This window comes from Pseudomonas sp. WHRI 8519 (assembly GCF_040224055.2).
In the GTDB taxonomy this organism is placed as follows: domain Bacteria; phylum Pseudomonadota; class Gammaproteobacteria; order Pseudomonadales; family Pseudomonadaceae; genus Aquipseudomonas; species Aquipseudomonas putida_X.
Window position 1 is genome coordinate 864,988 of sequence record NZ_CP167996.1, and the last position, 23,668, is coordinate 888,655.

Below are 23,668 nucleotides of genomic sequence, written 5' to 3' on the forward strand. Positions count from 1 at the left end.
TGGATTTGTCAGGGAAGCATTGTGCGACGCGTCTCAGGCGCGGGCATGTCTGGAAGCGTACGAGGTTGCTCTGAACGAGACGTGCTCGTTGCCTTCCATCATCAGCCAATAGGCCAATAAATGGCATTGAACCCTATGAGCGGGTCAGAAGTGGGTGGCCACCGATTTCGGCGGCCTGGAAAACCTCGGGCCTTGACCCAGGCTCAACGCTCGATCGCTAAAGCGACCCCCTGGCCGCCGCCGATGCACAGCGTGGCCAACCCCTTCCTGGCGTCGCGCTTGATCATTTCATGCAGCAAGGTCACCAGCACCCGGCACCCCGAAGCACCGATCGGATGGCCAAGGGCAATCGCCCCGCCGTTGACGTTGACCCGCTCGGCATCCCACTCCAGCGCCTTGCCCACCGCCAGCGCCTGTGCGGCAAAGGCTTCGTTGGCCTCGATCAGGTCAAGCTCGCCCAATTGCCACCCAGCCTTGTCCAGGCAGCGCTGGGTCGCTGACACAGGGCCAATACCCATGATCGCCGGGTCCACCCCGGCACTGGCGTAGCCGGCAATCCTGGCCAATACCGGCAGGCCAAGGGCGTTGGCCTTGCCTGCACTCATCAGCAGCACCGCAGCAGCGCCGTCGTTGAGGCTGGAAGCGTTGCCAGCAGTGACGCTGCCGTCTTTCTTGAAGGCCGGGCGCAGCTTGGCCAAGGAATCGGCGGTGGTGTCAGGGCGTGGCTGCTCGTCACGGTCGAAGACCTTGGGGTCACCTTTTTTCTGCGGCATCACAATGGGTGTGATCTCGTCCTTGAAGCGGCCGGCATCGATGGCAGCCACCGCCTTGCGCTGCGACTGGGCAGCGAACGCATCCTGCTGTTCACGGCTGATGCCGTACTTTTCCACCAGGTTCTCGGCCGTAATGCCCATGTGGTAATCGTTGAAGGCATCCCACAGCCCGTCACTGATCATGCTGTCGACCAACTGGCCATGGCCCATGCGCTGGCCGGTACGCGCCGACGGCATCACGTAGGGGGCCAGGCTCATGTTTTCCTGGCCTCCGGCGATCACTACCTCGGCGTCACCACAACGGATGGCCTGGGCTGCCAGGTGCAGGGCCTTCAGGCCCGAGCCGCAGACTTTGTTCAGGGTCAGTGCCGGCACGCTGAAGGGCAGGCCGGCCTTGATCGCGGCCTGGCGTGCGGGGTTTTGCCCGGCGCCGGCGGTGAGTACCTGGCCGAGGATCACCTCATCGACCTGAGCCGGGTCCAGGCCGGTCTGCTCCAGCAGGCGCTTGATCACGGCAGCGCCCAGGTCTACTGCAGGCACGTTGGCCAGGGCACCCTGGAAGCTGCCGATGGCGGTACGGGTTGCGGCGACGATGACCACATCGTTCATCTTGTTGTTCTCCGTGTGCAGGTGGTCGCCCAGCGGGCGCAGGGCCACCAGCTTCGGCGGGTTTGGCTCATTTGTTAAGTTTGTTTTTCTTTGCCATTGATGTGAAAACCCAATCAATGGCACCGGGACGGGTGTCCGGCGCTTGGTATTTGCCACCGGTTCTTGCCAGCGCATGAGGGCTTGCCGGGGGCGCATCGTTTTGCATCCCTCTGATCACCCCGTAATATGTGTCGGATAACCTGTGGGGGTAGTCTCACCCTCTGATCAATCGGAATCGCCCGAGGCGGCGCTTCCCCGGCATAAACCTGACGAGGTACAGACATTGGCCATCATTCATCCTAAGGTTCGCGGTTTCATCTGCACCACGACCCACCCCAAGGGCTGCGAGCTGAACGTCCGTGACCAGATCGAAGCCACCCGCAAGCTGGGCGTGCGCGAGGATGGCCCGAAGAAGGTCCTGGTCATTGGTGCATCCAGCGGCTACGGCCTGGCGGCACGCATTACCGCAGCCTTCGGCTTCAAGGCCGATACGCTGGGCGTATTCTTCGAGAAGCCAGGCACCGAGACCAAGGCTGGCACTGCCGGCTGGTACAACGCTGCTGCCTTCGACAAGTTCGCCAAGGCCGAGGGCCTGTACAGCAAGTCGATCAACGGTGACGCTTTTTCCGATGAAGCACGCGCCAAGGTCATCGAGCTGATCAAGAACGAAATGGGCGGTCAGGTCGACCTGGTCATCTACTCCCTGGCCTCGCCCGTGCGCAAGCTGCCGCAGACCGGCGAAGTGATCCGCTCCGCCCTCAAGCCGATCGGCCAGCCGTACAAGTCGACCGCCATCGACACCAACAAAGACACCATCATCGAGGCCAGCATCGAGCCGGCCACCGAGCAGGAAATCGCTGACACCGTCACCGTCATGGGCGGCCAGGACTGGGAGCTGTGGATCGATGCCCTGAACGCCGCTGGCGTGCTGGCGCCACAGGCTCGCACCGTTGCTTTCAGCTACATCGGTAGCGACATCACCTGGCCGATCTACTGGCATGGCGCCCTGGGCAAGGCCAAGCAGGACCTGGACGAAACCGCCCAGCGCCTGGCCGGCAAGGTCGGTGGCAGCGCCAACGTGGCGGTGCTCAAGTCGGTGGTCACCCAGGCCAGTTCGGCCATTCCGGTGATGCCGCTGTACCTGTCGATGGTCTTCAAGATCATGCAGGAGAAGGGCGTTCACGAGGGCACCCAGGACCAGCTGGACCGCATGTTCCGTGACCGTATGTACCGTGCTGACGGCGCCGCGGCGGAGCTGGACGAGAAGGGCCGCCTGCGCCTGGACGACTGGGAACTGCGCGAAGACGTGCAGGGCGCCTGCAAGGCCCTGTGGCCGCAAGTGACCACCGAGAACCTGTTCGAACTGACCGACTACGCTGGTTACAAGAAGCAGTTCCTCAACCTGTTCGGTTTCGAGCGCGCTGACGTCAACTACGACGAAGATGTGGCCACCGAGGTGAAGTTCGACTGCGTCGAGCTGTAAGCCCCTTGGCTTGTACCGGCCCCGCGAAAGGGCCGGTACAGCCCCCGAATTTTTTGCTAGCGTTGGCGCACGACAACAGGAAGCGCGCCATGAGCAGCCTCACCCAGCCGGCCACGCCTTTTCGCCAGACCACAGCCGACGGCTATAGCCTTGGTGGTTTCTGCTGGCGCCACGCCCAAGCCAATCCCCAGCGCCCGCTGGTGATCATCAACGCCGCCACGTCCGTGCGCTGCCGCTACTACACCCGCTTTGCCGATTACCTGTTCGCCCAAGGCTGCGATGTGTTGACCTACGACTACCGCGGCATCGGCGAATCCCGGCCGCCTTCCTTGCGTGGTTTCCAGGCCTCCTGGAGCGACTGGGGCAGGCTGGATTTCGAAGCGATGCTGGTGCACGCCAGCCAGGCATTTCCCTGCCAGCCGGTGGACGTCGTGGGGCACAGCTTCGGTGGTTGCGCCGTGGGGCTGGCGCCGTCTGCCGGGCGGATCAGGCGGGTGGTGATGGTTGGGGCGCAGTTCGCCTATTGGCGCGACTACGCAGCCGATCAGCGATGGCGGCTGTTTGGAAAGTGGCACGTGGCGATGCCCCTGCTGACCCGCGTGTTCGGTTACTTCCCCGGCAAGCGCCTGGGCTGGATGGAAGACACGCCCGCAGGTGTGGTGCAGGACTGGACTACCGCTACTGCACGCTACGAGCAAAGGCCCAGCGGGCGCCAGTTGCAGCATGTGCCGTTTGCTCAGGTGCGGGCTGCCACCTTGGCGATCAGCCTGACCGATGACCCGTTCGGCACGGTGGCCGCTACGGAGCGATTGCTAGGTTATCTGCAGGGCGCAGAGCGTCGGCATCTGCGGATCGCCCCTGCGGATATCGCGGTCGAGGAGATTGGTCACTTCGCGTTCTTCCATGACCGGTTCCGCGAGAGCCTGTGGCCGATAGCGCTGGCGTGGGTGCAGCGCGGCGGGTTGCCGGCCGGTGGGCCGGGGCAGGTCATCAGCTGATGCGGCCTGCCCGGCCCGGCAGTATCAGGCGTTGCGCGAAAGCGGCTGCGCGGTGAATTTCACCCCCGCCAGGCCATGCGAGATCAGCGCACGGATGTTGCCATGGTCGGTGCCTTGGGGCGTGGCCACCACGTCGCGGTAGTGTTCGCCGAAGGCCAGCAACGCCTCCTGGTCGCTCAGGCCCTCCAGCAGGGCCAGGCCCAGCGTCTTGCACGAGCCTTCGTTCTGCCCGGCGGCGTTTTCCACGCCGCCGTTGGTGAAGGCCTGTGGTTGGTAGCTGTAGTTGGCGGCGATGAACGCCAGGGTGTCGGCAAAGGCGTGTTCGCCGCTGGCCAGGCTGGCGCGCAGGGTGTTCAGATCAGTCACGAGGTTTTCCTTTTTCAAACGCCGCTTGCTGGTCGGCGCTGGCTTCTTTCTGGTACTGGCTTTTCCATTCGGCGTAGGGCATGCCATACACCGCTTCACGGGCGTCATCCAGGCTGATGTCGACCTGGCGTTCGTCGGCCGCGGCCTTGTACCACTTGGACAGGCAGTTGCGGCAGAAACCGGAAAGGTTCATCAGGTCGATGTTCTGCACGTCGGTGCGGTTCTGCAGGTGTGCGACCAGGCGCCGGAAGGCGGCGGCCTCGAGTTCGAGTTGTTCTTGCGCAGTCATGGGGTTCTCTCAAATCATGCGATTCTTCAGGTGGCGGCCACCGTTGATGACCACCTGGCTGCCGGTGCTGTATTGGCTGTCGAGCAGGTATTTGACCGTCTCGATCAGCGGGCCTGGGCCGGGTTCGAATTCCAGCAGGGCCTTTTTCAGGGTTTGCTGGCGATAGGCTTCGTCGCCCCCTTCCTTGAGGATCAGCAGCCCGGGCAGGATACCGTTGACGTGCACCTTGGGCGCATATTTTTCGGCAAACGACAGCACCATGTTCTGCAGCGCTGCCTTGGTGGCGGCGTAGCCGATATGGCTCTTGCTGCCACGCGAGGACGTTTCGTCGCAGATGTGGATGATATCGGCCTTGTCGACCTTGTTCAGCAAATCACCCAGCGCCAGGTTCAGGTGGTAGGGCGCCTCGACGTGGAGGCGGAACATGGTCTGCAGGTTGTCCAGGCCATCGTCGAGCCACAAGGAGGCATTGTGGATGATCGCGCGCAGGCCATCGTAGTGCTGCTGCAGGTAGTCGATCAGCGCCTGGCGTTCGGCCGCCAGGCAAAGGTCGGCCTGGAACTGCACGATGTTCGGGTGCGCAGGCTGGGGCTGCACGCTGCGGCTGGCACTGACCACGGTATGGCCGGCCTCTGCCAGCTCGAGGGCCAAGGCCAGCCCGACGCGCTGGCTGGCTCCGGTAACGAGAATTGGGCTGTTCATGTGCGGGCGGTCAACTTGTCTTTCCTGTCGTTGCCGCCCAGCATACCCGAACTGTTTCCCTCGTGTGCGGCCTCGCCTCAGCGGCTGCGCAGAGCGGCGCCAGAGGCAGGCGAAGCATGCAGCCAGCTGGCCAGCAGGCGGGTGGAGAGCGGGATGAACAGGTACACCATCAGTGGCGTCAGTGCCAAGGTGCTGAGCATCACACGCGGCAGCAGTTCCAGTGCGTTCAGCCAGTGGCCGAACAGCACGTTGAACAACAGCGACACGGGAAAGAATGCCAACCAGATCGCTACCGCCTGTTTCCAACGGGGTGGTTTTTGCACTGTATTGCTGCCAAACCAGTCATCAATGCCGCTGACGCGCCTCTCTTTGGGGCGCTCGAATAGGCCGTTGCCGCGCTGCAGCCAGGCGCGGCGCGACGCCGAATGCTCCCAGGCGTGCAGGGTGGGCTCGTCGCTGAAGCGGAAAATGATCTGGAATTCATCGCTGTCGCGGGGCGGCGCGAGGATGCCTGAACCGAGGTAACCGGGGAAGTCGGTGGCCAGCTGCTCGCCTTCGTGCAGCCAGGCCAGCAGGTCCTGGTAGCGGCCGTGGGCGGCGCGGCGCGACACCATCAGGGTGACGGGTGGGGTAGACATCGTGTATCTCCTGGCGACGGGGCTGGCGGGTAGCCGGCCCCTTGGCTGTGTGGCCCGGGGTGGTGGGCGACACAAGCGTCTATGCAAGAATCGGGCGCGGATTATGGCTGATTGAACGTCCTTGGCAACTGCCTGCTGCTGTGGCTGGGTAACCTGCGATCTTTCCTCCCGTAGTAGACTGCACCTCCAATTTATTGCGCACAGGTCATTCAGTGCAGATCGACAATCAGGGACTTACAGCGGAAGTCGAAGCAGGCCTGCAGCATCAGGACCTGTTCCCCATACGTGAAGTTTCCCGGCTCACCGGGGTCAATGTCGTGACCCTGCGTGCCTGGGAGCGGCGCTATGGGCTGATCCAGCCAACCCGCACCGACAGCGGCCACCGCCTGTATTCGCTGGCGGACATCGACGATATCCGGCGCATCCTCGGGTGGCTCGAGCGCGGCGTGGCGGTCAGCAAGGTAGGCAGTATTCTGGCGCGTGATCAGGCGAGCGCGAGTGACGCGTTCGCAGCCGATTCTGCCCTGCGCTGGCAGGCGCAAGTGCGCGAGGCAGTGCAACGCTTCGATGCCGCAAGCCTTGATCGGTTGTTCGACCAGGTGTTTGCCTGCATCAGCCAGGACCAGGTTTTCGCTGATGTATTCATGCCCGTCTGGCACGACTTGGCGGCGGGGCAAGGTGCGTTCGGCCAGGCCAGCGAGTGGCTGTTCCTCGATCAGTTTTTGCGTGCCCGAGTGTTCTCGCGCCTGCAACTCACGCGTCGGCAGCACAGCCGCTGCGTGCTTCTGGCGCCGCTATCGGGGCAGTGCCTGGAGCTGGAGCTGCTGGTCACCGGCCTGCTGTTGTGCAGCGATGATATCGGCGTGACGCTGTTGGCGCCTGGGCAGCCGCTGGATGAGTTGGCGGTCGTCTCTGCAAAGCTCAGGCCTGACGCTTTGGTGCTGTTCTCCAACCAGGCGCCCACCGCTGAGCTGAGCAAGCGCTTGAGCCGGATGGCTGTTGGGCTCGAGTGTCCATTGTTACTGGCGGGGGAAGCTGCCGAATTGGCCCAGGAAAGCCTGGCAGGCAGCCCGGTGGCGTGCTTGGGGGCAGAGGTGAGCGTGATGCGGCGGCGCCTGCGGCAATACCTGGCCGGTCAGCTCGACAGCTGAGCGTGCAGCTCCGGGTGGGCCTGACGATGGGCCTGCAGAATGTATTCACGCAAGCGCTCGGTTTCTTGCGCCAGGCTGCGGCTGAGGTCGTAGGCAGCGAGATCCGAGCCGATACGCCGGCGTAGCCTGCCGTGCAGTGTGATAGCCGGGATGCCCGCTGGCGCGAAGCGCAGGTCGAAGCGTGAAGGCGCTTCAGGCAGGCCGCGAATTTCCAGCAGCGCCCCTTTGAAAGAGATCTCGCGCACGAACAGCCCGCTGACCTTGCCCTGCCCATCCAGCAGCGCAGTGGGCTGGTCCATCGACAGGCGCCACGGGCGAAGCATCGGGCCGTCTTCGTAGATTTCCGGCGAACCGATCTGCAGGTGCACGGCGTGGAACTCGTCCTCCACCAGTTGCAGGGGGAAATTGATCTGCTGATTGTTGAACTGGGCCTGCAGGGTGACTTGCTCGTTGGCCACCAGGCGAGCCAGCAACGATTGAATGCGCCGGTCGCCATTGACCTGCAGGCTCGACATCGGGTCGATCTGGTTCAATTGCGGGGAATGCTGCATGTCCTGGATGAAATCCAGTTCGTCCTGGGTCAAAAGCGCATTGGCGTGCATGATCGAGCTCGGAGTTGGCGACTTCTTCAACGGGATTGACCCTGCCTTAGGCGCTTGGTTCCGGGCGCTCGTCGAAATCCCGACGAACGTGCATCTGCGCCAGTTCACGCTCCAGTTCGACCTGGCGGCTGACATCTTTCTGGATGCCGATGAAATAGGTGCGGCTATCGGCATCGCATCTCACCGGCGTGATCGACAACTCGTTCCAGAAGGCGCTGCCGTCCTTGCGGTAATTGCGCAGTACCTCGCGGCAGGGGCGGCCGTCGGCCAGCGCCTTGCGAATGCGTGCACGGGCAAGCTGGTCGCGGTCATCGGCCTGCAGAAAACGGCAATCCTGGTAAAGGATCTCGTCGCGGCTGTAGCCGGTCAGGCGCTCGAACGCCGGGTTGACGTAGATCAGAATGGTGTCATCGCCTTCCTGTTCGGCTACCACGATACCGTCGTTGGACGCATCGACCATCGATTGCAGCAGTTGTGCGTTGATCATGTCCGGGCCAGTAGGCAAAAGGGCGTAGGGGTAGGCGGCCTTTTGCCACCGCCGGATGCTAGTATCCTACGTTTTCACTCAGTTTCGGAATCCATCTCCCGATGAAAATCGCCATTATTTCCGGCTCCGTGTACGGTACCGCCGAAGAAGTTGCCCGTCACGCCGAGTCGCTGCTCAAAGCTGCAGGCCATGACGCCTGGCACGCAGCCCGCGCCACCCAGCAGGATCTCGAAGGCTTTGCCCCAGAAGCCTTGCTGGCAGTGACCTCCACCACCGGCATGGGTGAACTGCCGGACAACCTCATGCCGCTGTACAGCAGCATCCGCGACACCCTGCCCGCTGCCTGGCGTGGCCTGCCGGGGGCGGTCATCGCGCTGGGCGATTCCAGTTATGGCGATACTTACTGCGGCGGTGGTGAGCAGATGCGAGAGTTGTTCGCCGAACTGGGTGTGCGTGAAGTGCAGCCGATGCTCACGCTCGATGCCAGCGAGACAGTAACCCCGGAGACTGACGCCGAACCGTGGTTGGCGACATTTGCCCAGGCCCTGGAGGCTTGAGGCTGTAGTGACCCCCATGGGCCATGACCGTTCGTGCCACTGACTCGCTCGGTCATCAAGCTGGCTGTCAACGCAAGTTTCACCGAGTTGGTGGCTGACTAGACTCAGCCTCGACATAGAGAGCACATGTATGTGCCGAGGTGACATGCAATGAACGCAGCCTTGCCCTATAACCACCACAACCGTTGCATACCGGGACGAATCTGATGCCTTTGGCCGAGATACCATTGTGCGTCTGGCGTACCCGGAGTCAGACATTTTCATTCCGGGGCCAGAGCATAAGTTACTGGACCGCAGGGCAAGGAGAGCCTCTGCTGCTGTTGCATGGATTCCCGACCGCAAGCTGGGATTGGCATTACCTCTGGGCGCCGCTGGCCCAGCGCTTTCGCGTCATCGCCTGCGACATGCTCGGCTTTGGCGATTCGGCCAAGCCGCTCAACCATGGCTACAGCCTGATCGAACAAGCCGACCTGCAGCAGGCGTTGCTTGCCCACCTCAAGGTCGACCAGCCTGTGCACCTGCTGGCACACGATTACGGCGGCAGTGTGGCCCAGGAGTTGCTGGCGCGGCACCATGAACAGCAGAGTGCGGACATCGCCAGTTGCGTGTTTCTCAACAGCGGTCTGTTCCCTGAAAGCTGCCGGGTACTGTTGATACAGAAACTGCTGCTCAGCCGCCTGGGTTGGCTGGTGGCGCGCTCGTTCGGGCGCGACGACCTGGTGCGCAACGTCAGCCAGGTCTACGGGCCGTGCACTCACCCCAGCGAAAGCGCACTGGATGATTTCTGGAGCCTGATCGCGGCCAACAGCGGCACTCGCATCCTGCACAAGCTGGTAGGTTTCGTGACCGAGCGCAGGCTGCATCGCGAGCGCTGGGTGGGGGCGCTGCAGCGTGACGGCGTGCCCATGCGCTTGATCAACGGTGTGGTCGATCCGCTGAGCGGCGCGCAGATGGTCGAGCGTTACGGGCAACTGGTGCCCAACCCGGACATCGTGCAATTGCAAGGCATAGGCCATTACCCGCACACCGAAGCCCCTGTGCAGGTACTGCGCCATTATCTGGCGTTTCGCGAACAGCCGCTGCGCTACGTCCCGCAAAAAGTGGCCTGGTCCTGAGCGACTGATATCGTTGCGCGTTATCGCCTGGCATTCAGCCTGAGTGAGCTTGATTGTCCGCCGCTAGAGGCTGGTGGAAACTCGAGCCTTCAACCTATCTGGAGCCAGGAGCATGAGCGAGCCGGTACGTCTGCAAGACCGTGTGGTGATCGTCACCGGAGCCGGTGGTGGCTTGGGCCGCGCCCATGCCCTGCTGTTCGCCGCGCGTGGCGCCAAGGTGGTGGTCAACGATCTTGGTGGCTCTACCCATGGGGAAGGTGCCAGTGCTTCGGCGGCCGACCGGGTTGTCGAGCAGATCCGCGCCGCGGGAGGCATGGCCGTGGCCAACCACGACTCCGTGAGTGACGGCGCACGCATCGTCGAACAGGCGCTGGACAGCTTTGGTCGGGTCGATGTGCTGGTCAACAATGCCGGCATCCTGCGCGACAAGACCTTCCACAAGATGGACGACAGTGACTGGGATCAGGTCTACCGGGTCCATGTCGAGGGCGCCTATAAGGTTACCCGGGCTGCCTGGCCCCATTTACGCGAGCAGAACTGGGGGCGGGTGATCTTCACCGCTTCGACCTCTGGTATTTATGGCAACTTCGGCCAGGCCAATTACGGCATGGCCAAGCTTGGGTTGTATGGCTTGACCCGAACCCTGGCCATCGAGGGGCGTAAGCACGGCGTGCTGGTCAATGCCATCGCGCCCACCGGTGGCACGCGCATGACCGAAGGGCTGATCCCGGCACAGGTGTTCGAGCGCCTCAAGCCTGAACTGGTCAGCCCCTTGGTGGTTTACCTGGGCAGCGAGCAGTGCCAGAGCAGCGGTGAGCTGTTCGAGGTGGGTGGAGGCTGGATAGGCAAGGTGCGCTGGGAGCGTAGCCTGGGTGTCGGCTTCGACCCGAGGGAAGGGTTCAGCCCTGAGCAGGTGGCCGACAGCTGGAACCAGATTGGTGATTTCGCTGACGCGGTACACCCACAGGACAGCCTGCAGGCGTTGCAGCAGATGATGGCGAACCTGCAGCGCTATCCGCTGTAGCGTGCGTCCGCCACGCCCCAAACGCCCTGTAAATAAAAAAAGGCCGCTGCAAGCGCAGCGGCCAATCGAGACGTCAGATCAAGGAGCTTCAAAATCAACGTCGGTGAACCTAGCAGGCCTGAAAGGCGGGGGGAGGGCCCTTCATGCCGGCCAGTGACCCCAGAATAAGCGCTTGATCAGGCAAGAAAAATAGCCCCTCGCGACATTCACCTTTACGTTCCAGGCAACAGTGCCAGCGCCCGCTCAGGCCTTCGGCGCGTAACCCATGCGCCAGCTGGTATTGCCCGCTGCTGCCAGCAGGCGCTGCGCCGCCGGCCCATGTTCATCGGCGTGAAAGATCGAGGTCGGCCCGACTACGGTCATCACCGCAGCGATCTGCCCCATGGCATTGAAAACGGGCGCCGAGAGCGCATCCACGCCCGGCATCAGCAAACCGTGCACATGGTGCAGGCCCCGTTCGCGAATGCCTGCCAGCAGCCGGTCGTAATCGCTCGCGCTCTGCTGCAGCACGGCAAGTTCCTTGTCGCGCAGCTCCAGGGTTTCGCGTTCAGGCAGGTACGCCGCAAACACCAGGCCGGTGGACGAGCTGAGCAGCGGCAGCACCGAGCCGATCTGGGTCACCACCGTGACCGCCCGTACAGCAGGCTCGATGCTGACCACCGTGGCCCCCTGATTGCCCCACACGGCGATGAAGCAGCTTTCGTTGAGTTCGTCACGCAACTGCGACAAGGGCAGCGCAGCCAGCTTCAGCACATCGATGCTACCCAACGCTGCCAACCCCACGCGCAATGCTTCGCGGCCCAGCCCGTAGTGGTTGGTGGCCGCATCCTGTTCGGCAAAGCCACTGGCAATGAGCGCTTGCAGGTAACGGTGCACTTTGCTCGCGGGCATCTGCACGTGCTCGGCCAACCGCGACAGGGAGGTAGACGGGGAGAGCTCGGCGAGGGCTTTGAGGATGTCGGTGCCGACTTCCGCCGAGCGGACCTTCTGCTTGCCGTTGTCGGTGGGGGGGCTGGCTTTGGCCATGGGTTACGGGTTTCCGGATTCGTCGAGTCGCGCCTTTATAGCTTGACGCCTGACACGGAGCAAATTACGTTATTCGTAATCTGATTACGATAAATATAAAATCCGGAGGCATCGATGAACCGCGACACGTCGCCCGACCTTCAGTACCTGAGCGGCTTCGGCAATGAATTCGCCAGTGAAGCACTGCCCGGGGCCCTACCCATCGGGCAGAATTCTCCGCAGAAGGCCCCCTATGGCCTGTACGCCGAGCTGCTGTCGGGTACGGCGTTCACCATGGCGCGCAGCGAACTGCGCCGGACCTGGTTGTATCGCATCCGCCCCTCCGCCCTGCACCCGCGCTTCGAACGGCTGGCGCGTCAGCCACTGAACGGGCCGTTGGGCGCCGTCACCCCCAATCGCCTGCGTTGGAACCCTCAACCGCTCCCCGCTGAAGCAACCGACTTCATCGAAGGCTGGCTGCCGATGGTAGCCAATTCGGCTGCGGACAAACCGGCGGGGGTGAGTGTCTACATCTACTGCGCCAACCGCTCGATGGAGCGGGTGTTCTTCAATGCTGACGGTGAACTGCTGATAGTGCCGGAGCAGGGCCGCCTGCGCATCGCCACTGAGCTGGGGCTGCTGGAGGTCGAGCCACAGGAGATCGCGGTGATACCGCGCGGCATGAAGTTTCGCGTCGAACTGCCTGATGGCCAGGCCCGCGGCTACATTGCCGAGAACCACGGCGCGCCATTGCGCCTGCCGGACCTGGGCCCGATCGGCAGCAATGGCCTGGCCAACCCCCGAGACTTCCTGGCCCCGGTCGCGCACTACGAGGAGGCTCAAGGCCCGGTGCAACTGGTGCAGAAGTTCCTGGGCGAACACTGGGCCTGCGAGCTGCAGCATTCGCCACTGGACGTGGTGGCCTGGCACGGTAGCAACGTGCCCTACAAGTATGACCTGCGCCGTTTCAACACCCTCGGCACGGTCAGCTTCGATCACCCCGACCCTTCGATCTTCACCGTCTTGACCTCACCGACCAGCGTGCACGGTCTGGCCAACATGGACTTCGTGATTTTCCCACCGCGCTGGATGGTGGCCGAGAATACCTTCCGTCCACCGTGGTTCCACCGCAACCTGATGAACGAGTTCATGGGGCTGATCAGCGGTGCCTACGATGCCAAGGCCGAAGGTTTCCTGCCCGGCGGCGCGTCGCTGCACGGGGTGATGAGCGCCCACGGGCCCGATGCCGAGACCTGCGAGAAAGCCATCGCCGCTGACCTCGCGCCGCACAAGATCGACAACACCATGGCCTTCATGTTCGAGACCAGCCAGGTGCTGCGCCCGAGCCTGCAGGCCCTCGAATGCCCGCAGTTGCAGGCCGACTACGATAGTTGCTGGGCCACCTTGCCGAGCACCTTCAACCCGAACCGGAGATAACCCATGAACCAGTCCGCCATTGCCCGTAGTTGGGTCGAGCACGCCAACGGGCACAGCGACTTCCCGCTGCAGAACCTGCCGCTGGGCATCTTCAGCCGCCCAGGTGAAACGCCGCGCTGCGGCGTTGCCATCGGTGATGCGGTTCTCGACCTGGAGGCCGTACTGGCTGCCGGGCTGTTCGAGGGCCAGGCCAAGGCTGCGGTGGAGGCTACCCGTGGTGGTGCGCTGAACGCCTTTTTCGCCCTCGGCCGTGAGGCCCGCGTGGCGCTGCGCGAGCGATTGCTGGCGTTGTTGGGCGAACACAGCGAGCACCAGGCGGTGCTCAAGGCGGCGCTGCATCCTGCCAGTGATTGCCAGTTGCACCTGCCAGCCAAGGTCGGCGACTACACCGATTTCTATGTCGGCATTCAGCACGCCACCAACGTCGGCAAGCTGTTCCGCCCCGATAACCCGCTGCTGCCCAACTACAAGTACGTGCCGATCGGTTACCACGGCCGCGCCTCGACCCTGCGCCCGTCCGGCACCGATGTACGCCGCCCCAAGGGCCAGACGCTGCCCGCCGGGCACACCGAACCGACCTTCGGCCCGTGCGCGCGCCTGGATTACGAACTTGAGCTGGGTATCTGGATTGCCCAGGGTAACGAGATGGGGCAGGCGATTCCGATCGCGCAAGCCGATCAGCACCTGGCTGGCCTGTGCCTGCTCAACGATTGGTCGGCGCGTGATATCCAGGCCTGGGAATACCAGCCGCTGGGGCCGTTCCTGTCCAAGAGCTTCATCACCACGCTGTCGCCCTGGGTGGTCACCGCCGAGGCCTTGGAGCCTTTCCGTTGCGCCCAGCCGGCACGCCCGCAAGGTGATCCGCAACCGTTGCCCTACCTGCTAGACCCGCGTGATCAGGCCCACGGTGCCTTCGACATCGAACTGGAAGTGCTGCTGCTGACCGAGCGCATGCGTGAACAGGGCTTGCCCGCTCACCGCCTGGCGTTGAGCAACACCCTGAACATGTACTGGACTGTGGCACAGCTGATCGCCCATCACAGTGTCAACGGCTGCCAGTTGCAGCCAGGCGACCTGTTCGGTTCGGGCACGCTGTCCGGTGCTTCGCCCGATGCTTACGGCAGCCTGCTGGAGACCACCTTGGGTGGCAAGCAGCCGGTGGAGCTGGCCAGTGGCGAGCAGCGCAAGTTCCTCGAGGACGGCGATGAAATCATCCTGCGTGCCCGTTGCAAGCGGGATGGCGTGGCCAGCATCGGCTTTGGTGAGTGCCGCGGCAAGGTCATTGCCGCCAACTGAGGGAGCAGGGTAATGGAGCTGTACACCTACTACCGTTCCACCTCTTCCTACCGGGTGCGTATCGCGTTGGCGCTCAAGGGCCTGGATTACCGGGCCCTGCCGGTCAACCTGCTCAAGGGCGAGCAGCGCGGCACCGAGTATGCAGCGGTGAACCCGCAGGGCCGGGTCCCGGCGCTGCGTACCGACGATGCCCAGCTGCTGGTGCAGTCGCCGGCGATCATCGAGTACCTGGAAGAGGTTTATCCACAGCCTGCGCTGTTGCCCAGTGGCGCTGCAGCGAGGGCCAAGGTACGCGGTGTGGCGGCCATCATCGGTTGCGACATCCACCCGTTGCACAACGTCAGTGTGCTCAACCAGTTACGCCAGTTGGGCCATGACGAGGCCCAGGTCAACCAGTGGATCGCCCACTGGATTGGCCAAGGCCTGGCGGCTGTAGAGCAACTGATCGGCGACGATGGCTACTGCTTTGGTGAGGCGCCGGGGCTGGCGGACGTCTATCTGGTGCCGCAACTGTATGCGGCCGAGCGGTTCAATGTCGACCTCGGCAGCTATCCGCGCATCCGCCGGGTCATGGGATTGGCCGCCAGGCATGCTGCATTCGCCATGGCGCACCCGTCCTGCCAGCCGGATACACCGGCTCAATGAATCGAACGCTTCGCCAGCGGTAACTGGCCGATACGTTCGGTCAGTTTCAGGCGCTGCACCGGATCCTCGGTGAGCAGCAAGGCATGCTCCAGGTCGAAGCGTTCGGCCTGGGGGCAGTCGAGGTGCTGGTAGAGCGAGGCGCGGGTCATGTAGTCGCTCACTTGCACCGGGCCCAATTGCATGACCCGTTCGGCGTCGATCAGCGCGGCCAGGTGGTTGTCATTGCTGATATGCAACTGGCGCAAATTACGCGAAAGGCGCTGCAGCATCTGGGCCGGGGTAGCCGTTCGCAGGTGCTCGGCTGTCAGTGGCACGTGCGGGCCAAACTGGCGGGCCAGCAACTCGCGGCAATCATTGGGGTACAGGCGCCGGCCACCGCAAGGGTCGAGCAGGTGATCGGCACCGGGTACGCGCAGCAGAAAGTGCCCTGGGAATGCCACACCCTCCAGCGCTATGGACAGGCGCCGGGCCAGTTCCAGGGTGATGATGGCCAGCGCCAGCGGTTGGCCCCGGCGGCGCTGCAAAACCTTGTCCATCAGTGCTGCCTGCGGGCGCAGAGGGTGGTATTCATCCTGCTGGAAGCCCAGCGCATTGAGTTGGCGCAGCAGTGGCTGAGCCAGCTCGCAGAGCGGCAGCATCGGCAGGCTGGCACTGATTTCGGCTTGCAGGTGGTGCAGGCTGGCAAGGCTGGTGGCAGGCTCGACCTGGTGATCGTGCTCGGCGGCCATCCACAAGGCAGCCTCCAGCAAGGCGACCGGTTCGCGTTCCAGGCAGGCCAGGCAGGCTTGGCGTGGGTTCATCGGGGCATCTCCACATACCCTTGAGTAATAGCGCTGGCGGGCTGATTCGTCCAGTGGTCCGGTAGCAGCTTGGCCTGCATGCGGATGCCTATACTGCTAGGAGCACCTCGCAGGGGAGCCCGCCGATGTTCGCGCTGATGCAAAGCACCCGCACCCAGTCACTGCACCTGTTCAATGACCCCCAAACCGGCCTGAAGGCGGTTTTGGCCATTCATAACGAGATTCGCGGCCCGGCGCTGGGTGGTTGCCGCTACCTGCCCTATGCAGACGACGAGAGTGCCATGGCCGATGCCATCCGGCTGGCGCAAGGCATGAGCTACAAGGCGGCGCTGGCCGGGCTGGCATTGGGGGGTGGCAAGGCGGTGGTCATGCGCAACCCGCACGTGGAAAACCGCGCGGCACTGTTCGAAGCACTGGGGCACTGCATCGATACCCTGCAGGGGCGTTTCATCGTCGCTGTGGACAGCGGCACCTCGACGCTGGACATGGATTGCATCGCCCAGAGCACGCCCCATGTGACCAGCACAACGGCCTCGGGTGACCCCTCGCCGCATGCGGCGATGGGCGTGTTTGCCGGCATCCGTGCGACCTGCCTGGCCCGCCTGGGCAGCAGTGACCTCAAAGGCTTGCGCATTGCGGTGCAAGGCCTGGGCAATGTGGGTTATGCATTGGCCGAGCAATTGTACGCAGCAGGTGCCGAGTTGCTGGTGAGTGACCTGGACCCCGGTCGGGTGCGGCTGGCCGTGGAGCAGTTCAACGCCCATCCGGTGACCAACGACGCCTTGATCAGCATGCCCTGCGACATTTTTGCGCCATGTGGCGTGGGCCCGGTGCTCAATGGCCAGACGGTGATGCAACTGCGCTGTGCTGCGGTGGCGGGGGCGGCAAACAACCAGCTGACCACCTTGCAGGTGGCTGACCAGTTGGAGTCCCGCGGGATTCTTTATGCCCCGGACTACGTGATCAATGCCGGTGGTTTGATCTACGTGGCAATGAAGCACCGCGGCGAAGAATTGGCGACCATCACCGCGCACCTGGCGCGCATCCCGACGCGCCTGACCGAGGTGTTCGCCCACGCCCAGGCCGAGAAGCGCTCACCCGCGCGCGTGGCGCAAATGCTGGCCGAGCGGTTGCTATACGGCTGACGCTGCACGGCCGCCCAGCCGCCGCAGATCATTGGGCCGCGTCAGTGTCCAACAACTCACTCAAGGCGTCCGGCTGGCTCTTGAATGCCCGCGCGAACACGTCGCGGTTCTTCGCCATGTAAATGCCGGCTTCCTCGACCTGCTGCTCGGACAGCGAAGGCACCGCCTTCTGCAGCACCTCGGCCAGTCGCTCGGCCAGTTCGAGCATCTTGTCGTGACGATCTGCTTCGGCCTTATCCATGAACAAGCGCTCCGGGTCGCGGCTGCTGCGGTACACCACTTCGACGGCCATTCATCACCTCTGTGCCTTTTTGCGGTTGGTTGATCGATTACTGTATGCGCATACAGTAATGGCAATCGCACCTCAGGTGCAACCCTTGCCGCAAAAAAGCGTAGCCCACAGGTGCCTTGCGGCAATTGGCCGCCTTCCAAAGCAGGGGCCTGGCCCTTTAACTGCATGGCACAAGCGTCACATGCGTGACGCACCATCCTTCATGTCGTATCGGGGAATCGCACATCGTGAACATCAAATGGGCAGAAAAGCTGCGCAAGGGCCTGCACGGCTCGGCCGACTCGCTGGGCAATCTGTGTGTAGAAGGGTTCCACTACCTTGCCCTATTCGGCATCGGCGCCATTACCGCCTACGCGGCGGTGATGACGTTCCTGGACATGCTCGGCAAGGGTGGCATCAGCGTCGATGACATTCTGTTGCTGTTCATCTACCTGGAGCTCGGGGCGATGGTCGGGATCTATTTCAAGACCAACCACATGCCTATCCGCTTCCTGCTGTATGTGGCGATCACCGCGCTGACGCGCCTGCTGATCGGTGATGTGTCGCACCACAAGGCGCCGGATGAGGGGCTGCTGTACCTGTGCGGGGGCATCCTGCTGCTGGCGTTTTCGATCCTGGTGGTGCGCTACGCCTCCTACCGTTACCCCTCGACCAAGGTGCTGGACGCCAATGGCAAGGCAGTGGAAGACGGCAAGTAGCCGTCAGTTGGCGATGGCGTGACTTGGCTGCTGGCGTGGGTCGCGGGTGAGGGCGGCCAGCACCTGCAAAGGGTTCTGCCCCAGTTCGATGGCCAGGCCCAGGCGGATGCTGTCGATGACCCGCTGCAGGCGCACCGGGTCGTTGCGCTGGGCCTGGGTGATCAGGCGCTTGGCGACCACGCCGGCATCATCGGACAAGGTCAGCATGATGCTGCCGTCCAGGCGCTCGATGCTCAGGTTGACGCGGTACTCGGGGGCGAAGGCGGCGCTGATCTGCTCGAATGGATTGTTCATGGTCTGGGCCTGCAATAGGTGATTGCAGGAATTGACCGGATAGGTGCCGGGTTGGTTCAGGGCATTTGATCGGTAGCCTGGCATCAACAGGGCAAGGCAATTAGCCACTAGTGTGGCTACACTCTTTTGACCAAAGCCGCGATGGCTGGCCTCTGGCCTGCAAAGGAGTGCCCGTGGTTCCCTCTTCCGCTGCCCGGCAGCGTGGCGCGATCGGCCTGATGGCGGTTACCACGCTGGCGCTGGCCTTGCTGTTCATGCTGGTAGCGGTGGACAGCGGCCGTCTTTACCTTGAACAGCGCAAGTTGCAACGTATCGCCGACATGGCCGCGCTGGAGGCTGCTGGCCAGTCTGCCGTGTGCACCGGCAATGGCCCACAGGCCACGGCCATCGCCAGCATCGCCGCGGCTCGCAACGGCCACACGCCCGGCAGCCCGGTGGTGGCCAGCTGTGGCTACCTGCAGACCGGTGCCAACAGCCTGCGCACCTTCACCCATGACAACACCCGTAACGAAGCGATAAGGGTCGATGTCAGCAACACCGTCACCACCAGTTTCGCCGCCGGCATCTACCTGCTGACCCAAGGGGGGGAGGTGCCGCTGACCACGACCTTGCAGGCCCATGCTGTGGCATCGAAACCCTCGCCGCCACAGGCCATGCTGAGCATTCGCACTACGTTGGCTACGGTGAACTCGCAACAGTCGGTGTTGCTCGATGGCTTGCTCGGCGCCTTGGGTGGCAACGTGCAGCTTGGCCTGGCGGGCTGGAACGGCATCGCCGCAACCGACCTCAACCTGCTCGATTACCTCGACCAGTTGGCTGTCGACCTGCAATTGACCGTCGGCGACTACCAGCAGCTAGTCAATGCCGACGCCACCGCCACACAATTGCTGGAAGCGGCGGTCAAGGTGCTTGAGCAAAGCGGCGCCGCCGCCGATGTCGTCACCAACCTGGGCAAGGTCGCCCTGGGTGCCGGCAACAGCACCTTGCTGCAACTGGGCGAGATTCTCGATATTCAGAACGGTACTGCCCAAGCAGGGCTGGACGCCAGCATCCAGCTGCTGCAGCTGGTGCAGGGGGTGATCCAGCTGGCGGCGAGCGAAAGCGCAGCCACCGCCGACTTGCCGCTCAGCGTGCTCGGCCTGGTCAACGGGCGGGTGCGGCTGAAGGTGATCGAGCCGCAACAGGTCTCGGCGGTCGGCGACCCGCGTACGGATGAACTGAGGGTTCACACGGCTCAGGTACGGGCGATGATTTCCCTCGACCTGCCGCTGCTCAGCGGGGTTTTCGGCTTGGCCAATGCCGTGCTCGACCTTGTCTCGCCGCTGACCAACGTGCTCAATAACCTGCTCAGCCTGAACCTGGCTTCGACACTGGAGTCGGTGCTGTGTCTGCTGGGTGTGCCGTGCACTGTCACCGACATCGTGCTCGTGCCAGACAGGCTTGAGCTGGACATTGGCCTTGAGGTCGCCGAAGCCACGGCGCGCCTCGACCCGCAGTCCCCTGACACGTTCAGGTGCTCGCCCAAGCGTTTGACCGTTCAGGCTCAGAGCGCTGCCGCCAAGCTGGCGGTGGGCCGCTTCGAATCCGCTGATGCGTTCTTCACCAGCGGCACGACCGTAGTCAAGGCCCTGCCATTGGTCGATATCGGCACCAAGCGCTGCACCAAGTTGCTGATACTCGGCACCTGCCAAAGCCGAATACCTTACGCCGGTGGTGGTCTTGGCCTGCGGGTCGACAGCAAACTGCTGGGCAGTGGCCCGGTAGAGCACCCGTTGCTGTTCCAGGGGCCGGGCAGCGAACCGCCCAATATCGGCCAGCCCGCGGCCTACATGAACATGCGCCCCGCCAATGACAATGTGGTCGGCAGCCTCAGCGATACCTTACTGGGCGTCCAGCTCCAGGCCTTCAAACCCACTGCCAACAGTGGCCTTGGCGAGGTGTTGGTGATTGCCGGTAACGTGCTCGGTACGGTCAAAGGCATCATCGAACCGTTGATAAGGGGGTTGCTCAGCCCGCTGCTCGACCCCTTGGTCAATGTGCTGTTGAAGGTGCTGGGCATCGACCTGGTCAATACCGACGTTGGCGCCAACCTCAGTTGCGCCACCGGCCGAGCTCAGTTGATGTTGTAGATGGGCAGCAATACCCGGAAGCAGGCGCCGTCAGCCCCATTGAGTGCTTCGAGCCTGCCACCCATGGCCTCGACGATGCCGAAGCTCACCGACAACCCCAGCCCGGTTCCCACGCCCGCAGGCTTGGTGGTGAAGAACGGCTCGAAGATACGCGCGATCAGACGCGGGTCGATACCCCCGGCGTTGTCGTCCACCTGCAGGCACAGTTGCCCTTGCTCGATACGCTGGCAGATGCCGATTCGGGGGCTGACCACCTGACGCTCGAGCAACGCATCCCGGGCGTTGACCATCAGGTTGATCAGCACCTGCTCGAGCTGGTCCTCATGCCCTTGCACCTCCGGGCAGAAGTCCGGCGCTTCGATCTGCAAGGCGACACCTTTGCCGCGCAACCCTTCACCCAGCAACGCTATGGCGCCATCCACCGCCGTCCACGCCGCAAACACCTGGTGCTCAAGCGCAGAGCGCCGCCCATAGGTGCGCATATGCTCCACCAGCCTGGCCACACGCCCCACCTGTGCATCGATGCGCTGTAGCTTGCCTTGCAGGTATTCGACGTCGAGCACTCCGCTTTCCACGCGCTTGAGGGTATTGGCGATGGCCAGGCGCATCACGTTCAGCGGCTGGTTGATTTCATGCACCAGCCCTGTCGCCAACTCACCGAGCGTGGCCATCTTCGCGCCCTGCATCAGTTGTTGCTGGCTATGCCTGACCTGCGTGTTGTCGCGCCCCACTGCCTGCACTTCCAGCAGCCGGCCCTGCTCATCGAACAACCCACGCTCGGCCCACACCCACCAGGCATGCCTGTGCCCTGGCAGTTGCAGGCAGATCTCCGCGCTGCCCAGCGGCTGCTCGGGGGTCAGCGCGGCGAGGCGCTGCAGGAATGCAAGGCGCTGGGCTTCTGACATCCATTGGCCCAGGTTCATCTCGCGCAATTGCTCAGGGGCGCACTCCAGCTGTTCGGCGAGCGGCCGGTTGCCGAACAGCAATTGCAGGTCCGGGGTGTAGCGGCAGATCATCGCGGGTGAATCCTCCACCAGTACCCGGTAGCGTTCCTCACTCTGGCGCACACGCTCGGCAGCTTCGGTCGCTTCGCTGACATCGAGCCACAGGCCGACCACCTCGACCGGCTGGCCGAGGTCGTCACGCAACAGGCGGGCTTCGTCCAGCACCCAGTGGTAGCCACCCAGATGATCGCGCAGGCGATAGCGGCTGCGTACCTGGCCATCGCGCAGCAGCGTACGTGTTCGTTCAAGCCACAGTGCCTGGTCGTGCGGGTGTACCGCCTGGCCTGGCTGGCGCGCCAGTTCGCTATCTTTGGGCCAGCCCAGCATCGGCGTCAGGCTGGCGCTGAAAAATTCGCTGTGCAGCGCGCCCTCGCTACAGCGCTGGATATAGATCACCGCAGGCGAGCTGGCGATCAGGTTCTCCAGCCGGGCGCGCGCGGCGCTGGCCTGAAGTTCCTGGGCTTTCAGTGCGCTGATGTCGAGCACAAAGCCTTGCCCCTGCCCGCCGTGCAACTGCCCGACCCAGTGCAGCCAGCGCGGCGCGGCAGCACTGTCGGCTGCGAGCAGGCGCACGTTCAGGCTCAATGCAGCACCGTGGCGCAGTTGCTCCAGGGCCATTTGCGCGGCCTCCCGATCAGCCGGATGCAGGCGCGCCAGCCATTGCTCGAGGCTTACCGTAGCAGGCAGGTCAAGGCTGGCGGCCAGGGCCGGATCGAACTGCAGCAGCCCTTGACCGGGCCATTGCCACCAGCCTGCGCCCAGTTGCTGTTGCAACTCGTCCAGATGCCGCGAGCGCTGCTGCAACTGGTGTTGCCGCAGGCGCGCCAGCAGCGGTTCGAGCAAGGCTTGCAACAGCGCCTTGGCCGCCTCTGGCGCAGGTACCGACGGCGCGCCCGCACACAGCAACCAGGCCTGAACCTCATGGCCGTGGCTGTAAGGCACAAGGAACAGCGGTAACCCAGCGCACGTCGCTCGCCAGTGCGGCAAGTCCGGCGCGACCTGCTGAAAGTGGGCGGGAAGCGCCTGCAGCCACGGCTGCAGGCGTTGGTCATCGGGCCAAGGCCAGTCGTTTTCGCTGCAGGTATAGGCGCGCCAGCGCGCTTGGTCCGCCAACATCAGGCGTACCGAGCCGGCGTGCCAGTGCTCGGCCAGGCGCAGCAGTTGCTCGGCGGTCGTCTGCGTCAGCCACGCTTCGCTGCAGTCACGCACGGCCTGGCCGACCTCTGCGGCCAGCTGGCGCTGGGTCAGCCACTGCTCCTGCTGAGCGCCTTGGCGCAGCAGGTCGCTGATATCGAACAGCTGCAGCATCCAGCCGATCGCCTGGTGTTGCAGCCAGCCGCGGGTCTGCAGGGCGTGGCCGTGCACGGTGTGAAAATCCAGATCCAGCGCTTGCCCTTGCCAATCGGCAGGCACACCTTCGAGGGCCAGCCAGCTGTGCCGATACAGGTAGTCGTGTATTCGCGCCTGGGCGTGGCCAGGTACGGCCAGCAGCGTGCGCAAGGGCCCGGCCAGGCGCAGCACGTGCCCGTGATCGTCCAGCCACACCTGCAGGCCCACCGCCTGCGGCATCTGCGCGGCAGGCTCTGCGGCAGGGCTGCCCAGCCAGCGATCGAACAGGCCGCTCACAGTTGCAGGCTCGCTTCGGCTCGCAAGCTCTCAGGCAAGCGGGGCACTTCGCCAATCAGCGGTATCACCAGCATCGGCAATACGTTGTGCAGTTTCCTTTTCGGATAATTGATCGTCACTTTCAGCAGCTTGTCATCATCCACGCTCACCTGTGCATCGGCCGGCTGGAAGTCCAGTGCCTCGGGCATCCAGGCCAACTGCTCGCGGATCACGGCGTGGGCAAGCGCCTGCACATCGTCGTCATAGCTTTCGCTGCTCGGGTCCAGGGCCACGCAGCGGCGTACGGCCTCGCTGCTGGCCTGGTTGAACGACTGCAGCATCAGCATTGGCAGGGTGTAGCTGACCAGGCCGTAGAACACGGTGAAAAAGATCATGAAGACGGCGACGAACTCGATGGCTGCTGCGCCTTTTTGCCGTGCTGGCGGGCCTGCTTGCATGATTGCGTCTACCCTGACGAGGAGTCC

The 23,668-nt window shown here is 63.6% G+C and carries 25 protein-coding genes; 12 read left to right on the forward strand and 13 right to left on the reverse strand.

The annotated features are described in order from the left end of the window. Window positions 1-203 precede the first annotated feature (203 nt). A complete protein-coding gene (locus ABRP30_RS03925) occupies window positions 204-1,382 on the reverse strand; it encodes an acetyl-CoA C-acetyltransferase (RefSeq protein ID WP_241806643.1) in 1,179 nt (392 codons plus the stop codon). Between the two features lie 322 nt (window positions 1,383-1,704). Here ABRP30_RS03925 and fabV point away from each other — a divergent pair, with 322 nt between their 5' ends. Further along, a complete protein-coding gene (fabV, locus tag ABRP30_RS03930; protein ID WP_241806555.1) occupies window positions 1,705-2,904 on the forward strand; it encodes an enoyl-ACP reductase FabV in 1,200 nt (399 codons plus the stop codon). An 89-nt stretch (window positions 2,905-2,993) separates the two neighbouring features. Continuing rightward, window positions 2,994-3,902: an alpha/beta fold hydrolase gene (locus ABRP30_RS03935; protein WP_349976376.1), complete on the forward strand. Its 909-nt coding sequence runs from the start codon at window positions 2,994-2,996 to the stop codon at window positions 3,900-3,902. A 24-nt stretch (window positions 3,903-3,926) separates the two neighbouring features. Here ABRP30_RS03935 and ABRP30_RS03940 read toward each other — a convergent pair whose 3' ends face one another. From ABRP30_RS03940 to ABRP30_RS03955, 4 genes are all read right to left on the reverse strand, one after another. Next, a complete protein-coding gene (locus ABRP30_RS03940; RefSeq protein WP_241806557.1) occupies window positions 3,927-4,268 on the reverse strand; it encodes a HopJ type III effector protein in 342 nt (113 codons plus the stop codon). Beyond that, window positions 4,261-4,557, reverse strand: a complete 297-nt coding sequence (locus ABRP30_RS03945) for a DUF1244 domain-containing protein (RefSeq protein ID WP_241806558.1) — start codon at window positions 4,555-4,557, stop codon at window positions 4,261-4,263. The genes ABRP30_RS03940 and ABRP30_RS03945 overlap by 8 nt, the downstream gene beginning before the upstream one ends. 9 nt (window positions 4,558-4,566) lie before the next feature. Next, a complete protein-coding gene (folM, locus tag ABRP30_RS03950) occupies window positions 4,567-5,259 on the reverse strand; it encodes a dihydromonapterin reductase (RefSeq protein ID WP_267820971.1) in 693 nt (230 codons plus the stop codon). 77 nt (window positions 5,260-5,336) lie between these two features. Beyond that, on the reverse strand, window positions 5,337-5,897 hold the full coding sequence (locus ABRP30_RS03955; RefSeq protein ID WP_267820973.1) for an antibiotic biosynthesis monooxygenase: 561 nt from the start codon (window positions 5,895-5,897) through the stop codon (window positions 5,337-5,339). 212 nt (window positions 5,898-6,109) lie between these two features. On the opposite strand from ABRP30_RS03955, the gene ABRP30_RS03960 reads away from it, so the two are divergent. Continuing rightward, a complete protein-coding gene (locus ABRP30_RS03960; RefSeq protein WP_372490399.1) occupies window positions 6,110-7,048 on the forward strand; it encodes a MerR family transcriptional regulator in 939 nt (312 codons plus the stop codon). Here ABRP30_RS03960 and ABRP30_RS03965 read toward each other — a convergent pair. After that, window positions 7,033-7,650 carry a hypothetical protein gene (locus ABRP30_RS03965; RefSeq protein WP_349976398.1) on the reverse strand — a complete coding sequence of 206 codons (618 nt, stop codon included), beginning with the start codon at window positions 7,648-7,650 and terminating at the stop codon, window positions 7,033-7,035. The two genes, ABRP30_RS03960 and ABRP30_RS03965, sit on opposite strands and share 16 nt — an antisense overlap. A 46-nt stretch (window positions 7,651-7,696) precedes the next feature. Next, window positions 7,697-8,137, reverse strand: a complete 441-nt coding sequence (locus ABRP30_RS03970; RefSeq protein ID WP_349976375.1) for a PAS domain S-box protein — start codon at window positions 8,135-8,137, stop codon at window positions 7,697-7,699. 101 nt (window positions 8,138-8,238) lie between these two features. Here ABRP30_RS03970 and ABRP30_RS03975 point away from each other — a divergent pair, with 101 nt between their 5' ends. The 3 genes from ABRP30_RS03975 (at window position 8,239) to ABRP30_RS03985 (ending at window position 10,833) form a co-directional block, all read left to right on the forward strand. Beyond that, window positions 8,239-8,694, forward strand: coding sequence for a flavodoxin (locus ABRP30_RS03975; RefSeq protein WP_267820979.1), 456 nt, complete (start codon window positions 8,239-8,241; stop codon window positions 8,692-8,694). A 206-nt stretch (window positions 8,695-8,900) separates the two neighbouring features. Continuing rightward, the gene (locus tag ABRP30_RS03980; RefSeq protein ID WP_349976374.1) at window positions 8,901-9,809 is read left to right on the forward strand and encodes an alpha/beta hydrolase; all 909 of its coding nucleotides are present in this window, start codon (window positions 8,901-8,903) and stop codon (window positions 9,807-9,809) included. 112 nt (window positions 9,810-9,921) lie between these two features. Further along, a complete protein-coding gene (locus ABRP30_RS03985) occupies window positions 9,922-10,833 on the forward strand; it encodes an SDR family oxidoreductase (RefSeq protein WP_267820983.1) in 912 nt (303 codons plus the stop codon). Window positions 10,834-11,076: 243 nt separating this feature from the next. Here the strand turns inward: ABRP30_RS03985 and ABRP30_RS03990 are convergent, their stop codons facing one another. Then, the gene (locus tag ABRP30_RS03990) at window positions 11,077-11,859 is read right to left on the reverse strand and encodes an IclR family transcriptional regulator (protein WP_267820985.1); all 783 of its coding nucleotides are present in this window, start codon (window positions 11,857-11,859) and stop codon (window positions 11,077-11,079) included. 114 nt (window positions 11,860-11,973) lie between these two features. Here ABRP30_RS03990 and hmgA point away from each other — a divergent pair, with 114 nt between their 5' ends. From hmgA to maiA, 3 genes are read left to right on the forward strand one after another with little or no spacing between them, the layout of a single operon-like run. Continuing rightward, window positions 11,974-13,275 carry a homogentisate 1,2-dioxygenase gene (gene hmgA, locus ABRP30_RS03995; protein ID WP_349976373.1) on the forward strand — a complete coding sequence of 434 codons (1,302 nt, stop codon included), beginning with the start codon at window positions 11,974-11,976 and terminating at the stop codon, window positions 13,273-13,275. 3 nt (window positions 13,276-13,278) lie between these two features. Further along, window positions 13,279-14,571 (forward strand): fumarylacetoacetase, encoded by a 1,293-nt coding sequence (gene fahA / locus ABRP30_RS04000; protein ID WP_349976372.1) that lies wholly within the window; start codon window positions 13,279-13,281, stop codon window positions 14,569-14,571. A gap of 12 nt (window positions 14,572-14,583) precedes the next feature. Next, on the forward strand, window positions 14,584-15,216 hold the full coding sequence (maiA, locus tag ABRP30_RS04005; RefSeq protein WP_349976371.1) for a maleylacetoacetate isomerase: 633 nt from the start codon (window positions 14,584-14,586) through the stop codon (window positions 15,214-15,216). Here maiA and ABRP30_RS04010 read toward each other — a convergent pair. Beyond that, the gene (locus ABRP30_RS04010; protein ID WP_349976370.1) at window positions 15,210-16,016 is read right to left on the reverse strand and encodes a tetratricopeptide repeat protein; all 807 of its coding nucleotides are present in this window, start codon (window positions 16,014-16,016) and stop codon (window positions 15,210-15,212) included. The genes maiA and ABRP30_RS04010 overlap by 7 nt on opposite strands. A gap of 125 nt (window positions 16,017-16,141) precedes the next feature. On the opposite strand from ABRP30_RS04010, the gene ABRP30_RS04015 reads away from it, so the two are divergent. Further along, a complete protein-coding gene (locus tag ABRP30_RS04015) occupies window positions 16,142-17,161 on the forward strand; it encodes a Glu/Leu/Phe/Val dehydrogenase dimerization domain-containing protein (protein ID WP_349976369.1) in 1,020 nt (339 codons plus the stop codon). Window positions 17,162-17,189: 28 nt separating this feature from the next. Here the strand turns inward: ABRP30_RS04015 and ABRP30_RS04020 are convergent, their stop codons facing one another. Next, complete coding sequence (locus ABRP30_RS04020; protein WP_267820995.1) at window positions 17,190-17,453, reverse strand: YebG family protein; 264 nt, start codon at window positions 17,451-17,453, stop codon at window positions 17,190-17,192. Between the two features lie 227 nt (window positions 17,454-17,680). Between ABRP30_RS04020 and ABRP30_RS04025 the strand changes: the two genes are divergently transcribed. Continuing rightward, window positions 17,681-18,151, forward strand: a complete 471-nt coding sequence (locus ABRP30_RS04025) for a phosphate-starvation-inducible protein PsiE (RefSeq protein WP_039604338.1) — start codon at window positions 17,681-17,683, stop codon at window positions 18,149-18,151. A 3-nt stretch (window positions 18,152-18,154) separates the two neighbouring features. Here ABRP30_RS04025 and ABRP30_RS04030 read toward each other — a convergent pair whose 3' ends face one another. Continuing rightward, window positions 18,155-18,445: a DUF3509 domain-containing protein gene (locus ABRP30_RS04030; protein WP_241806572.1), complete on the reverse strand. Its 291-nt coding sequence runs from the start codon at window positions 18,443-18,445 to the stop codon at window positions 18,155-18,157. Window positions 18,446-18,618: 173 nt separating this feature from the next. On the opposite strand from ABRP30_RS04030, the gene ABRP30_RS04035 reads away from it, so the two are divergent. After that, the gene (locus ABRP30_RS04035) at window positions 18,619-20,574 is read left to right on the forward strand and encodes a pilus assembly protein TadG-related protein (protein ID WP_349976368.1); all 1,956 of its coding nucleotides are present in this window, start codon (window positions 18,619-18,621) and stop codon (window positions 20,572-20,574) included. Here the strand turns inward: ABRP30_RS04035 and ABRP30_RS04040 are convergent. Both ABRP30_RS04040 and ABRP30_RS04045 read right to left on the reverse strand, forming a co-directional pair. Further along, window positions 20,559-23,204, reverse strand: coding sequence for an ATP-binding protein (locus ABRP30_RS04040; protein WP_349976367.1), 2,646 nt, complete (start codon window positions 23,202-23,204; stop codon window positions 20,559-20,561). The two genes, ABRP30_RS04035 and ABRP30_RS04040, sit on opposite strands and share 16 nt — an antisense overlap. Then, the gene (locus ABRP30_RS04045) at window positions 23,201-23,641 is read right to left on the reverse strand and encodes a TadE/TadG family type IV pilus assembly protein (RefSeq protein WP_241806575.1); all 441 of its coding nucleotides are present in this window, start codon (window positions 23,639-23,641) and stop codon (window positions 23,201-23,203) included. Before ABRP30_RS04045 ends, ABRP30_RS04040 begins: the two co-directional genes overlap by 4 nt. Window positions 23,642-23,668: the final 27 nt, after the last annotated feature.